Annotated in this window: 15 protein-coding genes; 14 read left to right on the forward strand and 1 reads right to left on the reverse strand. The window is 44.7% G+C overall.

All coding sequences use genetic code 11. The features are described 5' to 3' along the window. The first annotated feature begins 113 nt into the window (after nucleotides 1–113). The 12 genes from hemA to GK047_RS07225 all read left to right on the forward strand — a co-directional run bounded on the left by hemA (nucleotide 114) and on the right by GK047_RS07225 (nucleotide 11,219). The gene (gene hemA / locus GK047_RS07170) at nucleotides 114–1,334 is read left to right on the forward strand and encodes a 5-aminolevulinate synthase (protein ID WP_163943769.1); all 1,221 of its coding nucleotides are present in this window, start codon (nucleotides 114–116) and stop codon (nucleotides 1,332–1,334) included. A gap of 15 nt (nucleotides 1,335–1,349) precedes the next feature. After that, complete coding sequence (locus GK047_RS07175; protein ID WP_163943139.1) at nucleotides 1,350–1,850, forward strand: GNAT family N-acetyltransferase; 501 nt, start codon at nucleotides 1,350–1,352, stop codon at nucleotides 1,848–1,850. A gap of 14 nt (nucleotides 1,851–1,864) precedes the next feature. Further along, nucleotides 1,865–2,941: a Gfo/Idh/MocA family protein gene (locus tag GK047_RS07180; RefSeq protein ID WP_240343779.1), complete on the forward strand. Its 1,077-nt coding sequence runs from the start codon at nucleotides 1,865–1,867 to the stop codon at nucleotides 2,939–2,941. Nucleotides 2,942–2,993: 52 nt separating this feature from the next. After that, complete coding sequence (locus tag GK047_RS07185) at nucleotides 2,994–4,160, forward strand: MFS transporter (protein WP_163943142.1); 1,167 nt, start codon at nucleotides 2,994–2,996, stop codon at nucleotides 4,158–4,160. A gap of 320 nt (nucleotides 4,161–4,480) precedes the next feature. Further along, entirely contained in the window at nucleotides 4,481–4,960 is a 480-nt protein-coding gene (locus GK047_RS07190) for a MarR family winged helix-turn-helix transcriptional regulator (protein WP_346010290.1), read from the forward strand. A 61-nt stretch (nucleotides 4,961–5,021) separates the two neighbouring features. Next, nucleotides 5,022–6,233, forward strand: a complete 1,212-nt coding sequence (locus GK047_RS07195) for an ArsA family ATPase (RefSeq protein ID WP_163943149.1) — start codon at nucleotides 5,022–5,024, stop codon at nucleotides 6,231–6,233. Then, on the forward strand, nucleotides 6,223–6,456 hold the full coding sequence (locus GK047_RS07200) for a hypothetical protein (RefSeq protein ID WP_163943152.1): 234 nt from the start codon (nucleotides 6,223–6,225) through the stop codon (nucleotides 6,454–6,456). Before GK047_RS07195 ends, GK047_RS07200 begins: the two co-directional genes overlap by 11 nt. Before the next feature lie 67 nt (nucleotides 6,457–6,523). Next, nucleotides 6,524–6,880 (forward strand): DUF6463 family protein, encoded by a 357-nt coding sequence (locus GK047_RS07205; protein WP_163943155.1) that lies wholly within the window; start codon nucleotides 6,524–6,526, stop codon nucleotides 6,878–6,880. 94 nt (nucleotides 6,881–6,974) lie between these two features. Next, on the forward strand, nucleotides 6,975–7,130 hold the full coding sequence (locus tag GK047_RS07210) for a hypothetical protein (RefSeq protein WP_163943158.1): 156 nt from the start codon (nucleotides 6,975–6,977) through the stop codon (nucleotides 7,128–7,130). Nucleotides 7,131–7,200: 70 nt separating this feature from the next. Continuing rightward, on the forward strand, nucleotides 7,201–8,088 hold the full coding sequence (locus tag GK047_RS07215; protein ID WP_240343780.1) for an SDR family oxidoreductase: 888 nt from the start codon (nucleotides 7,201–7,203) through the stop codon (nucleotides 8,086–8,088). A gap of 244 nt (nucleotides 8,089–8,332) precedes the next feature. Continuing rightward, entirely contained in the window at nucleotides 8,333–10,294 is a 1,962-nt protein-coding gene (locus GK047_RS07220; RefSeq protein WP_205516518.1) for an AraC family transcriptional regulator, read from the forward strand. Nucleotides 10,295–10,646: 352 nt separating this feature from the next. Then, nucleotides 10,647–11,219, forward strand: coding sequence for a MepB family protein (locus GK047_RS07225; protein ID WP_163943163.1), 573 nt, complete (start codon nucleotides 10,647–10,649; stop codon nucleotides 11,217–11,219). Between the two features lie 220 nt (nucleotides 11,220–11,439). Here the strand turns inward: GK047_RS07225 and GK047_RS07230 are convergent, their stop codons facing one another. Next, entirely contained in the window at nucleotides 11,440–11,982 is a 543-nt protein-coding gene (locus GK047_RS07230) for a GNAT family N-acetyltransferase (protein ID WP_163943166.1), read from the reverse strand. Between the two features lie 441 nt (nucleotides 11,983–12,423). On the opposite strand from GK047_RS07230, the gene GK047_RS07235 reads away from it, so the two are divergent. Together GK047_RS07235 and GK047_RS07240 are read left to right on the forward strand one after the other, a co-directional pair. After that, the gene (locus GK047_RS07235; RefSeq protein ID WP_163943169.1) at nucleotides 12,424–12,936 is read left to right on the forward strand and encodes a hypothetical protein; all 513 of its coding nucleotides are present in this window, start codon (nucleotides 12,424–12,426) and stop codon (nucleotides 12,934–12,936) included. Between the two features lie 38 nt (nucleotides 12,937–12,974). After that, the coding region (locus GK047_RS07240; protein ID WP_240343781.1) for an NmrA family NAD(P)-binding protein at nucleotides 12,975–13,570 on the forward strand (596 nt) is incomplete at its 3' end.

Raw genomic sequence — 13,570 nt, forward strand, 5'->3', positions numbered from 1 at the left:
GATAATTCCTATTTGATAAATCGGATATATAATGGTAAATTCAGGATAATGCATCTGAGAATTACTTTAAATAGAAAGATAGAAAGCCAAATGAAACCAGTGGAGGGATGAGCATGTATGCTGAGCTTGCTGAACAGAAAGTTAACCAACTCAAGAGGAAGGGGCACTATCGGGAGTTTGTAACGATCAATCGTCTTTGTTCAAAGTATCCGCTGGCGAAGGTCAATCAGCAGGAGGATCACCCTGTAGTCGTATGGTGCAGCAATGATTATCTGGGGATGTCACAGCACCCTGAAGTGCTGAAAGCCATGCACGAGGCGATCGAACTTTATGGAGCAGGTTCAGGAGGCTCTAGGAACATCGGCGGGACCCATCACTACTATGCGGAATTGGAAGCGTCATTGGCCGAGTGGCATAGCAAAGAGGCCGCATTGGTGTTTCCAACTGGCTACGGCTCCAATGATGCGACCATACAATGCCTGACACACATTTTCACCGATTGCTTGATATTGTCGGATCAGTTGAATCACGCCTCCCTCATTAATGGAATCAGCTCTTCGAAGGCTGATAAGCTTATTTTCCGGCATAACGATGTCCACCACCTTGAGGAGCTGCTTTCATCCGTCCCCAGGGAGAGGGCGAAGATCATTGTGTTCGAATCGGTGTACTCCATGGATGGCGATGTAGCACCGATCAGGGAAATTGCTGCCCTGGCCAAAAAATATAACGCTCTAACATTCCTGGACGAGGTTCATGCCATAGGCATGTACGGTCCACGGGGAGCTGGTATTGCCGCTCAACTTGGTGTAGCGGATCAGATCGATTTCATCCAGGGCACCATGGCAAAAGCAATTGGGGTAATCGGCGGTTTTATCGCCTCCTCGTCCATTCTGATCGATTCGGTTCGTTCCTTCGCTTCCGGTTTCATCTTCACGACTTCGCTTCCGCCCGCCATCGTCGCCGCTTGCCTCACAAGTGTAGAGCACCTTAAGCGGTCCGAACGAGAGAGAAGCAGCCTACATGAGAAAACGCAGAAGTTAAGGGAAGCTCTTGCGGTACGTGGGATTCCAGTCATGGAATCGAGTGAAACGCATATTCTTCCCGTACGGATCGGGGATGCGTTGAAATGCAAGGGTGCCGCGAAGCGTCTGCTAGATAATCACGGAATCTACCTCCAACCCATCAATTCTCCGACAGTCCCCGCAGGTACGGAACGGTTTCGGGTGAACGTGACGCCCAACCATACCGATGAACAAATTCGAAGCCTCGTTGACGGGCTTGTTGAGGTGTTTGGGTATTTTGATATACTGACTCCTGCTCTTCAGGCGCGATAAGGGGGTGGGAGAAGAATGAAAGCTACAAGTCCAGCTGTTACAAGAAGAGCCGAAGAAGCGGATATCGAGCGGCTCATAGAGCTCAGAAAGCATCTCCTTAGCGGAGGAGAGGGGCATTACGCTGCTCAATCTCCAGAGGAGGAGTTTGCATGGCAGAGCAGCTACCGTCAGTGGCTGTTAAAGAACCTGCGGGATAACCCCCTTGTGCTTGTTGCCGCAGCTTCAGTGGAGGAAAAGGGTGAAATCATAGCTTGTGCTATTGGCATTATTGACGAGAGAGCACCACTGAAAGGCATTTTGAACGGACGATCCGGCTGGATTCAAACAGTGGTTGTTGATCTTCAGTGGCGCAGGCAGGGAGTGGCGGAGCAGGTGATGGAGTACGTACTGTCATGGTTCTGGGAGCAGGAAGTTGGGAAAATCGTCCTGCAAACGACATCTGTTGCAAAACATTTATACGAAAGGCTGGGATTTGAGGAAACGGGCGAGGAACTGCTGTACAAACAACTGCTATGAAGAAAGAAGGATGAATGATGAACGTTCTGATCATCGGTTTGGGGTATGCAGGAACACGGTTTTACAATGCATTCAATAACTTGGAATTGTCGGGTAAAGAAAAGATTGAGATCGCATATGTTGGCAGAAGGCATCACCGACAAGATCTTATTTATTACACTAACATTGCCAAGGCGCTTGAGGATTTCAAGCCACAGATTATTGTGGTCAGTGTCAATGATGGAAACCATGGGGAGGTGATTCGTCAGCTGAATGGTTATACGGGTTTTGTGATCTGCGAGAAACCGTTTGCCGGCATTCAAGACAATCTTGATTTGCTGGAATCCAGTCTTAAGAACACAGTGGGCTTCTGTCTTGACTTGGTCGAGCGGTATTCGGATGCCACCATCGCTTTGAAACAGTATGTAAACAAAGGACAGCTCCGGCTTCTGCGGGCTAACTTCTACTGGGGAAAAGACCGGATTCATGACCTCAGACCGACGAGCGGCGTGATCAGCGAGATTATTCACCCGCTCGATCTTGTTCAATGGATATGCGCACCAGAGGCAGAGCTGGAGTTGAAAGAAAGCCAAGGCATTCGTTCGGATTTCTCCATCTCAGGTGATGAGGTGCTCGACAGCGCCTCGATTACTGGCGTGCTTCAAGGGGCCGTAGTTACTGGGTACAGCAGCTTTGTGAACATTATCCGCAAACGGGAAATCGACCTTGTTTTTGCTTCACCCGATAACAGGCTTGTGTATGCTGCGCTTATTTATGATACTCCTGCCTGGGATTTCGATCAGCTGCGGGTATGGGAGAAGACAGTGACGGGCGATAGGGTCATTTTGGACATTCAGACTGGGGGCGAGCAGGGGAAACCGGAGCTCCGTACCATTGGCAAGCTCATTCGATTAACAGCTGATGCCGCACATTTTGTACAGAACGGAAAGAATCCTTCACAGCCATTTGCTGATCTTCGAACAGCGCTTAATTTGCAAAACCTGCTGAACAGGATCGAGCGCAGTTCAAGAACACTTGGGCCTGTACAGTATGTGGTAGGAGCAGAGAGGGAGTCTTATTATGACGAGAGCAACTGGGAGCGTCTTGGCTAAAGCTAAGTCTAAGGCAGATCTAACTATCTTGAAATAAGTGAGGAAAATAGGCATGCAAAAAGTTCTGCTTCTTTCATTCGGCATGTTCGCCCTCGGACTTGATGCCTATGTGCTTGCCGGGCTGCTTCCGCTGATGGAGGCCGATTTCCATCTCAGTGCCTCACAGATGGGGCAAGCCGTCAGCATTTTCACCCTTTGTTATGCGCTTGCCGCTCCAATATTCGCGACTTTGCTGGCGGGCAAGCCCGTGCGTCGGATTCTTCTGACCGCGCTTGGCGTCTTCACACTGGCAAATGCTGCCACAGCTTTAGCCCCCAACTTTGTATGGCTGCTACTCGCACGGGCGGCAGCAGGCATCGGTGCTGGGCTGTATTCCCCACTAGCCGCAGCAGCAGCAGCGTCCCTAGTTGCGCCAGAGAAGCGGGGGAGAGCGCTCGGAACAACGCTGGGTGGCATGAGCATGGGAACAGTCATTGGCGTTCCCATCGGGCTGATGATTGCGCAGCAGTGGGGATGGCGGGGGACGCTATGGGGGGTTACGATACTTGGCGCCGCAGCTATTGTCGGTATCATGGTTCGCTTGTCGGATTTCCCTGTAGCAGCTCCTCCAAGCCTGCGCCAGCGGCTGGGCATGATGGCTAGCCGTCGGGTAGCTGCCACAGTGGGTATTACATTCCTGACTAGCGTGGCTAGCCTTGGATTATACACCTACGTGGCTGCGATCCTGCAGGAACTGGCTGGAATCCGAAATATTACGGCTTATCTATGGGCGTGGGGAATCGGGGGCGTTGTGGGCAGCTTATTCATTGGCTCCCTGATTGATCGCACCAGACGAACGGGAACGCTGATGGTCGGCATTCTTGCGATTATGGCTCTGGCCATGTTCAGCCTTCCGTTCAGCATCCACTACTTGCTACTGGGCTTCATTCCCTTTTTCCTATGGGGCGTGACTGGTTGGGCATCGCAGGCTCCGCAGCAGCATGTTCTTCTGCAGTTGCAACCACAGCATGGCCCGGCAGCCGTCGCTCTAAACAGCTCGGCCAATTATCTGGGCAGCTCTATCGGCGCTTCCCTTGGCGGAGGCGTGTTGTTGATTGGCTTATCACCTTCCCAACTTCCTTATTTGGCCGGCTGTCTCGTAGCCATAGCGCTGCTCGGGCAGGGGCTTCTCATTATGAGGAGAAAGGTTGAAAAAGCAAAGACGGCCGATTTTCATTAATGAATAGCGGATTAACAAGTGCACTAATGAGATAATTCAAGCTTTTAATTCGTAGTGGTTCTAATCTGAAAAAGCTTGAGAAATCAAGCTTTTTTTATGTAGGTAGAATTGCTCCAATAAAAAAATACGCAAATGTCTCTACTATGTAGCGAAACATAGATACACTAAAAATTTCATGTCCGAGGAGTGGGTGGTGTTCGATAATAAAGCGATTTCTCATCAAGGTGAGACAAATTATTTGCACTTGAAAAATGATACGAAAACGTAGTAAGATCGAACTGTTAAATTAATTCTCTTTCTTAGGCATGGAGGTACAGCAAGTGTTAGACCAAATGTTAGAGTTATTTTTGCAAAACGGCCTCAGGCCTTTGAGTTTATTATCTGAAACGGTTAAATTTGAGCAGGAAGTGAATCGATCCGATCTTTCAGCATTGTTGATCTTGCATTTTCGTGGCGAAATGTCAACTTCCGTGCTGGCTACCGAGTTAGGGGCACCTCTAAGTACGGTTACAAGTTTGGTGAAACGACTCGTTCGCAAAGGACTGATTAATCGTACCCATTCTGATAAAGATCAACGGATTATTCTTGTTCAACTTACCGAGGAAGGTAAAAAATTAGCTTTGCAGGCAAGGACGATCATGGAAAATATGTTCCTACGCGTTCAGACTGCACTTAGTAAAGAGGAGTTACAACAGTTTCTCACCTTGGTCGTGAAGGTTGGGAAAGCCTTACAGGGGAAGGAAAGGAAAGAGAATGGAACACAAGATGCTAAATTGCGTAAAATAGCGATTGACGATTAACATAATATAATTTTTTTTGCTTCAATAATACGAAATCGTAATAAAAGAGGGGGCTACATAATTGAGAATAATCATTTATACCGGAAAAGGCGGAGTTGGGAAAACTAGTGTTGCCTCAGCTACTGGAGTTCGACTTGCTTCACAAGGATACCGAACGTTGGTCATGAGTACTGATGCAGCGCATAGTCTATCCGATTCGTTCAATGTTCCTCTGGGAAGCGAACCTAGACAGATAAGCGAACGGTTATGGGGACAAGAGGTAGATAGTTTAAAGGAGACCGAAAAACATTGGGGGCCTGTTCAGAAATGGTTGACAGAGATGATGAGCTGGGCGAAGCTAAACGATATAACAACGGATGAAACACTCGTTTTTCCTGGTATGGAGGAGCTATTCAGCCTGATGCAGATTAAGCGCCATTCAGTGAGCGGTTCATATGACGTCATTATTGTAGACTGCGCGCCAACCGGAGAAACATTAAGACTTCTTAGCTATCCGAATCTACTCAAATGGTGGATGGAAAAGATTTTTCCATACGAGCGCCGCTTGATCAAACTGGTACGACCAATTGCTAAATTAGCGACGGGTGGCTTGGAGTTGCCTAATGACGCTGCATTAAATAGTGTTGAAACATTCGTGAATGAGCTGGAGGACCTGCAAAAAATGATTATGGATGAAGCAGTGACTTCTGTGCGGCTGGTGATTAATCCAGAAAAAATGGTCATTGCTGAAGCAAGGCGAGCCTTCACTTATTTGAATTTATTTGGGTTTAATACAGATGCTATTGTGGTTAATCGCGTACTGCCTTTGGAAGCTGGAACTGGTTATTGGTCTACATGGCGCGAAATTCATGAAAAGTATGAAGAAGAGATTCGGACTTGTTTTAGCCCGCTGCCGATTTTCTGTATTCCTATGATGGAAGTAGAAGTACATGGTCTACCCATGCTTGAACGAATTGGTGATGCAGCATTTGCAGAATGTGATTCCGTGGAGATTCTTTATCGAGGACGAGTTCAGGAGATTCGCAAGGAAGGAACTACTTACTTTTTGGATCTAGTACTGCCCTTCGTACAAAAAGAACAGCTTCAGCTCAGCGAAAAAGGTGACGAACTTACGATACAAGCAGGTCCGCATAAGCGTAAAGTGTTATTGCCGCAAAGTTTACAGAGGCGTCCTATTGTCGGAGCGCGTTTTACAGAAGAAAAGTTGTCCATTCGTTTTGGCGAAAGGAGAGCAACAAATGAAACAGGGGAGGAACATGTAAATGAACAATGAATCGATGGTAAAGATTATGGATGGTATATCGATGTTGCATGAAACGATAGTTAAGGCTTTGATTCCGATAGAAGCCCAAGAACATTTCCGATCATCACACCGAGAAGCACTTTTGGGTGTAAGAGCTGTTCTAGACCACTCCATTGAAAAGTTGGATGAACATGCGATCGAAGTTGTACAAAAAAGAAAGGATGTTCATCGTCCTATCAAAATCACCGAGTAGCTAGGTAACAAAAGAAACGTAAAATTATTAAATATCCCCAAATTTAAAGATTGGAAGGAGCGGTGGAATGGTAGCAGCATGGATATTATTGGCCCTTGGAATTGGTCATATTATTTATGGTTTAATTTGGTTTAAAGTCCCGTTCAAAGAAGCATTTTGTGAAGGGTTTATAAATAAATTTAAATCAAATGAGTCTCGGCGCTCTGCATTTTGGTTCACCATATTTGGACCATTGCTTACAATGAGTGGACATATCGCAATTTACGCGGCTAATATGTCTGACATGGGTCTGTTTTCGATAATAGGCTATTATTTGTTTATTATTTCGTTTTTCGGAGTCTTAGCCCTACCCAAATCCCCATTGTGGGTAGCCCTAATCTTATCTCTTATCTTTATTGCGATAGGGTATGGGTGGATTAAATAATGTCGCAGTAGTTTACATCTACCATCTTGGGTCCTGACTTAGCGAATTTTGTTTCAAGAAACATGTAAAATAGGATATTATTTCGTGGCAATGCTTGAAAAAACTACGATATCGTAGTTATTTGCTTAATAATTACGATATCGTAGTTTTTTATTGGCTGGAGAAAGGGATCTTCATGGTGATTAATATCACCAAACGATTAGTGTGGGAAGGCTACCTCTATAGAGAGAAATCGCAGCAGAACCAGTGAATCATCGTCAATCGACTGACGGAAGACGGAGCTGATCGCTGATGAAGCAATCGGTAGGATGACGAGGACGATGTTTGGCCGAATGTTGTCTGAATCCCTGATTGAAATAATAAAATTTGACTTGGAGGAATTTTTTATGAAAACGATTTTTATCACGGGTGCTTCATCAGGAATTGGAAGAGCCGCAGCAAAACACTTTGCTGAAAGAGGATGGAACGTAGTAGCAACTATGCGTACACCTGAAAATGAAACTGAATTTTTGAAGATGAACAATATTTTGGTGCTTAGGCTTGATGTTGAGAAAAAAGATACGATTCAAAACGCGGTAGCAGAAGGAATCCAGCGGTTTGGTAAAATTGAAGCTCTTCTCAATAATGCAGGTTATGGAACAATAGGAATTCTTGAAGCAGCTACTGAAGAGCAGATTAGAAGACAATTTGAAGTGAACGTTTTTGGTTTGATAAACATGACTAAAGCCATTGTGCCGCATTTTAGATCGAATCAAGAAGGGGTGCTGATTAATATTTCTTCTATGGCAGGAAAAGTTACTTTCCCTTCCATGTCGCTTTATCATTCATCTAAATTTGCGGTTGAAGGCTTTTCAGAAGGCTTAGCGTATGAGTTAGCATCTCAAAACATCAAAGTAAAGTTGATTGAACCAGGAGCTACTATTAATACGGACTTTGGCGGAAGATCAATGGAGTTATATTTTGATGAATCATTAACTGACTACAAGCCGTTTACTGCTGCATTTCTGAGTAAATTAGTGGAGATGCAAAAAGACCCAGCATATACCTCGACTCCAGAAATTGTCGCTGAAACTATCTATCAAGCGGCGACAGATGGTACAAACCAGTTTCGATATGTTATTGGTGAAAATGCAAAAACGCTCATTAATATGAAGGAAAGTCTAGGTGGTGAAGAATATATGAAGTTTATAACTCAGCATTTTTCTTAAATTGCGGGAATGAGTTGGATATAAAAATAAGCGGATTATATGAAAACTGCCGGAGGTAGAACTTGCATACATATCCCAAATTGTGCATGAATCTTTGGTGTATAGTGGTGTTCAACATGCAATTCCCTTGCTTAGCAAGGGTTTTTCTTCGTTCTCGTACTTCAGGTTGTTATTGAGAATTATTATCACTTATAATGGTTATTGAAGCAACGAGAACTGAATTGGATGGGGTTGAGTGGACACAATGATCGTAAATGACCATATATTGCTTTGGAATCATGCATCTATTAAGGTGCTGGATGTACGCCATACGATGATGAGAACAGGAGAGGCCATGCGTTCTTACAGGCTACCTGCCAGTGTGTTTCTGCTCGTGACTCGCGGCAGTGCCCAAGTGCTGCTGGACGACATGGAATTTCTCATAAAGCGATTTCAAGTGATGCACAGCGGTAAAGGGGCACACCTGGATATTTTCCCGACAGAAGATGAATTTGAATATTATATGATTTTCTATAAAGCATCGCTTCCGGCTCCAAGTCGTCAGGAAATGGTGAACCTACTAGAGAAAAGTAGTCCGTTTCATATGCAATACAGCTTTTCGCCGAACCACCCCATTTCACTTTTTCACAAAGTAAAATTAATGGATCAGGAGTGGAGACAGGCAGGATCAATGGAGCGTTTCCAGGTTAAATCATTGTTTTATCAATTCGTCTACAGTATATTGCAGCAGCTTTATGGACAAGGGATAGATATGAAGGAGCCGGATCTTGCTGCGCAAGCGATCTTGTACATCAAGGAGCACTATTCGAAATCGATCAATCTGGACTCTCTAGCAGAAAGTTTGAATTACAGCGTTCCGCATTTTTCGGCTTTGTTCAAAAATAAGACTGGATATAGCCCGATCGACTATCTAATTCGGATACGTATCGATAAGGCAGCAAGCCTGCTTGTGGAAACAGATGCGACCTTGCGTGAAATTGCTGTAAGCGTGGGGTATAAGGATCCTTATTATTTCGGTCGTCTTTTCAAAAAGTATAAAGGCGTTTCACCTGACAGGTTTAGAGCGATAGAATTGGATCGACTTAAAACAGAAGATAGTCCCTCTAATTTCATTCGATCCTCCATTGTTGTTGAAAGGTTTCAACGTTATATTGAAGGTGATAATCATTATCAATATAATACTGAGGGAGAATTTACCATGTACAAACAATTCAAATCAACCGCTACGGCAACATTATTGCTTTGCTTTGCATTGCTAGTTAGTGCTTGCTCTGGCGCTGCATCAAACACGAGATCAGTAACAGGAGAGAACCAGTCGTCATCAAATGTGGTGTCGCCGCACCAAAGTTCTGCTCAACCGAATACCAGTCAGACGACCGAAAACCTGCAAACCAAAGTGGTATCAACAATCAACGGTGATATAAAACTCCCTGTAAATCCTAAGCGTATTGTAGCTGACCAATATTTAGGCAGTTTTATTGCACTTGGTGTCACTCCGATTGGAACGCCCGGACTACACCGTAAAAATCCGTATTTCACCGAAGCGCTCAAGGAAGTACAAGATATTGGCGATGTGAATGGTTCTTTGGAGAAGGTGATCGATTTGCAGCCCGATCTGATAGTGACCGGGGTGAACGAAAGGTATGAGCAATTATCCAAAATCGCTCCTACCGTTTCTGTTCCCTATGGCGAATTGAAGAACGCACATGAAGAGTTGACCTACTTTGGCAAGCTTTTGGGTAAAGAAAAAGAAGCGGAAGCCTGGCTTGCCGACTATGATCGTCGCATTGCCGCTGCAAGTGAAAAAGTAAAGAAAGCTGTACCGTCCGGTGCCACATTTACGATCTTCGAGTTGACAGACAAAACGACTTATGTTTACGGCGATAATTTTGGGCGAGGCGGCCAAGCCGTCTATCAGGCACTAGGTTTCAAACCACCTGCCCCAATTGCGGCGGAAATTCTTGAAAAGCAGTGGGCTGAGCTATCGAATGAGGTACTATCGAAATATGCAGGCGATTATATCATTCTGACTTCTAATGACCGTACCTTGGAAGACATTAAAGCCGATCCGATCTGGTCTACGCTTGATGCTGTCAAAAACAATCATGTGTATGTTTGGAAGGAGGAACGTTCTTGGTACTACGATCCAATTGCTGTCCTGTCACAGACGGAGGAGATCGCTGCTTGGCTATCAGGGCAGCGCTAAAGTTATTTATTCTTACAGCAGCATTAGATAAGTGAATCGCTGAGAATAATAGAACACTCAGGCGTAGCAACTACATATATCTTGACCGGGAACCTTTTGTTGTCCTATGATTATTGAGACATCAAAAGGTTTCGTATTAGATTATGAAGATGCCAATCTCGTAATCGATCGAAGAGTCGGCAGAGAAACACGGTATCGGCTGAATATCTCGGCGAATATCCAACGCTTTTTTTGCTGAAATTGAAAGTAAATATTTGCAGGTTCGATATGAAAATCCGCCTTATTGGCGGTCTTTTTATTTTATTAATGATTCTTTCACACAGATTAAATGGAAAAAAGGAGATTTGAATAGATGGATAAGAATAATCGCAATTTTTCAGAAAGCAACCCTAATCCCTGGACTTCCTCAGACATTATTCATAGTGACTTACTTGCCACCAAGAATCTTGTCTATGACGTGTGCGGATTTGATTGCTCTCAACCACTTTTAGAAGCGCAAAACGCTGAATACGGGGCTTATTTAGTTCAAATAGATTCTTTCTCCATTAGATTTCGTGTCGCTAAAATTACGCCTACTAAGGTTGGGCAATTTGTGACACTATGGCAGAGAAGTGGGGATGGAACCACCCAACCATATGATGTATCAGATCCAGTCGATTTCTTCGTGATTAGTACACGCAATGGTAATAACTTTGGCCAATTTGTATTTCCAAAGCATGTTCTATTCGAGCAAAAAATAGTATCAAATGAAGGCGAAGGCGGTAAACGGGCAATACGAGTATATCCGCCGTGGGACAAGCCTACAAGCCTCCAGGCTCAAAAAACTCAGAAATGGCAGTTGAAATATTTCATGGAAATACCTATGAATGAACCTATTAACTGCGCTCGTGCACAAATGCTTTACGCCCCCAGATCATTGAAGTAAGCTTTGCGTTGGTTTTAGTTAAAATGAGTGGGAGTCGAACTATAAAGAAACTGCAAAAAAAGAAATGTAGTAACCGATTGCTCGCTGATTGATTGGCGGGTTAAAATCTCGATGATGAGAGCAATGAAGTTGGCTTGATAAGCGAATGGAAAATTATAGCTCAATAAGCATCAAAATGAGGCTGCCGAAATGATCGGCAGCTTTACTACGCTATTGGATGCTAAATATAAGATAGATTAACCGCTGAATCAATCTCAATTCGCCAGTCGTTACACTGCATGATGTTTCCTGGCGGGTACTCGAATTCGCACGTACTCATCAGCGAAAAATTGAGCTTTCGACAAACTGCATTCGACGCCAGGTTGTTAATAGATGGGAATGCATGAATAAACCTAATTTTTTGCTCAATGCTTGCACTTGCGATAGCTTCTGAGACAGCTGCAGTCGCTATACCTTTGCCTTGGTAGGGCGGCAGGATGCTCCAACCGATCTCATTGACGAATTCTTCTTTCCACATGCTATCCCAGTACCCGACACTTCCTACAGTTTCCATCTTTGGAAGCAAGACAATGCTAAACATACGTCCAGTTCCACGTCCAGCTATCTCAAGATACCGCTTATGGCGTCTTAGGATTTGCTCCTCAGTTTCCGGGCCTCCAAGGTGTTCCATCATCTCAGGAGCATTAATAAGACGAAGCAAGTTAAGGTCGGCATTGGACCAAGGCTCTATCTTAACATGTGGTGCGTTCATTTGCTCCGGCATTTCTAATCTCACTCCAATTGTTGGTTTCGTATAGACGAAATATCACTTTACCAAAAATAATACCAAGAACAAATGTTCTATGTCAACGAAACATTTTCCAGCTAAAAAGACGAACAGTGCATAGTTGCGTTCATATTTCAGATGACAAAGAGGAACACATCTCCAATTACCCAGTTTGAAAGTTGATAACCCGGCAATATCGTAAATAATATCTGTTGACACGAAAGTAATTAGGTGCCATACTATAAATATAAACAACGAAAATAAAGCTATTAGAGACAGTTGGTTTATCAACAGGGCGATATCTTTTGTTGGCAGACCTTCATGGAAACATCAGTAAGGAGTAAAACGGGCTAGTGATGCTAGCCCATTTTCATCCTCATATAGTTAGGAACCTAATTATATGAGCTGAACGTTTAAACAAAAGAAAGGAGTAGCTAAATGAACAAGACGAATTACCCGAATCAGACAGACGGTGCTTACGGGATCAAACCTGCTGTTTCCAAGGCAAAGTCATTTGTATTGTGGCGTGAAGTTGTAATGGCCTATGCAGCCCCTGCGATTATGGCAGGTATCGGGGGATTGGTCACTGCCGACAAAGGCCTTCAATTAGGTGCATTGACCACAATTGGAGGAACATCGGCCTTGGTCGCTTTGATGCTTGGCCTTTGGTTGCAAAGCCGAGGAGGCCGTAATCAGTGGATTATCGGCACACCTCACTTGGGAGTGGTAGCGATGTTCGCGTTGGCAGGGGCTTGGTTCGGCCTATTCGCCGCATGGGTGACATCTGATTTGCTGGGAGATATGATTTCGATCAATCACTTGGCTTGGGTCGGTCGTGTCTGGATCGATTTCCCGTTATCTGGATTTATAGCAAGCACGATAGTGACATGGCGGTGGCGACTTGCCGTTACAACAAATTTTCCATTCAAAGGAGACGGTAAAAGAGGATAGTTATTATTGGAGCAACAGGTACAATCGGTAGTGCGCTTTTGAAACGTTTGGTGGATCTTGGAGTCCCAGCCCGGGCACTGAGCAGAGAGCCTGAGAAGTTGCGTAATCAGATTGGGGATAAAGGTCGGTCTACGATTGAGGTCGCATCGGCTGATGCTTCCGATCCTGAATCGCTGCGTCGCGCATTTGCAGGAGCTAGCCAACTTTTTCTTGCAATGTCCAACAGTCCAAGACAAATCGAGTTGGAAACTTCAATCATTCACATTGCCATCGAAGCTAGCATCAGGCACATTGTAAAGATATCCAGCCCTGCCTTTGAGAAGATTGCCCCCGTCGCAGTGGCAGGCTGGCATCACGAAATTGAGAAAACCTTAAGCGAGTCTGGAATCACACACACTGTTCTGCGTCCTTATGCGTTTATGCAAAACTTACTGCGTCTTGCACCAACGGTCACGACACAAGATGTTTTCTTCGGCTCCATGGGCGATTCACCATGTAACTTCATCGATTGTCGCGATATCGCGGATGTTGCCGCAGAAGTTCTGACTAACCGAGAGGCATCAGGCCACATCTATACGCTTACCGGTTCGGAGATTTTCAGCTATCCTCAAATTGCGAGTAAACTATCCAGTCT

Origin of the sequence: Paenibacillus sp. SYP-B3998, assembly GCF_010820665.1 — a bacterium.
Taxonomy (GTDB): domain Bacteria; phylum Bacillota; class Bacilli; order Paenibacillales; family NBRC-103111; genus Paenibacillus_E.

Bases quoted from the DNA above. Each gene is read 5' to 3' on its own strand.
- GK047_RS07220 (WP_205516518.1), top strand. From the start codon at position 8,333: ATGATCGTAAATGACCATATATTGCTTTGGAATCATGCATCTATTAAG.
- GK047_RS07205 (WP_163943155.1), top strand. From the start codon at position 6,524: ATGGTAGCAGCATGGATATTATTGGCCCTTGGAATTGGTCATATTATT.
- GK047_RS07200 (WP_163943152.1), top strand. From the start codon at position 6,223: ATGAACAATGAATCGATGGTAAAGATTATGGATGGTATATCGATGTTG.
- GK047_RS07180 (WP_240343779.1), top strand. From the start codon at position 1,865: ATGATGAACGTTCTGATCATCGGTTTGGGGTATGCAGGAACACGGTTT.
- GK047_RS07185 (WP_163943142.1), top strand. From the start codon at position 2,994: ATGCAAAAAGTTCTGCTTCTTTCATTCGGCATGTTCGCCCTCGGACTT.
- GK047_RS07215 (WP_240343780.1), top strand. From the start codon at position 7,201: ATGTTTGGCCGAATGTTGTCTGAATCCCTGATTGAAATAATAAAATTT.
- hemA (WP_163943769.1), top strand. From the start codon at position 114: ATGTATGCTGAGCTTGCTGAACAGAAAGTTAACCAACTCAAGAGGAAG.
- GK047_RS07175 (WP_163943139.1), top strand. From the start codon at position 1,350: ATGAAAGCTACAAGTCCAGCTGTTACAAGAAGAGCCGAAGAAGCGGAT.
- GK047_RS07225 (WP_163943163.1), top strand. From the start codon at position 10,647: ATGGATAAGAATAATCGCAATTTTTCAGAAAGCAACCCTAATCCCTGG.
- GK047_RS07235 (WP_163943169.1), top strand. From the start codon at position 12,424: ATGAACAAGACGAATTACCCGAATCAGACAGACGGTGCTTACGGGATC.
- GK047_RS07230 (WP_163943166.1), bottom strand. From the start codon at position 11,982: ATGCCGGAGCAAATGAACGCACCACATGTTAAGATAGAGCCTTGGTCC.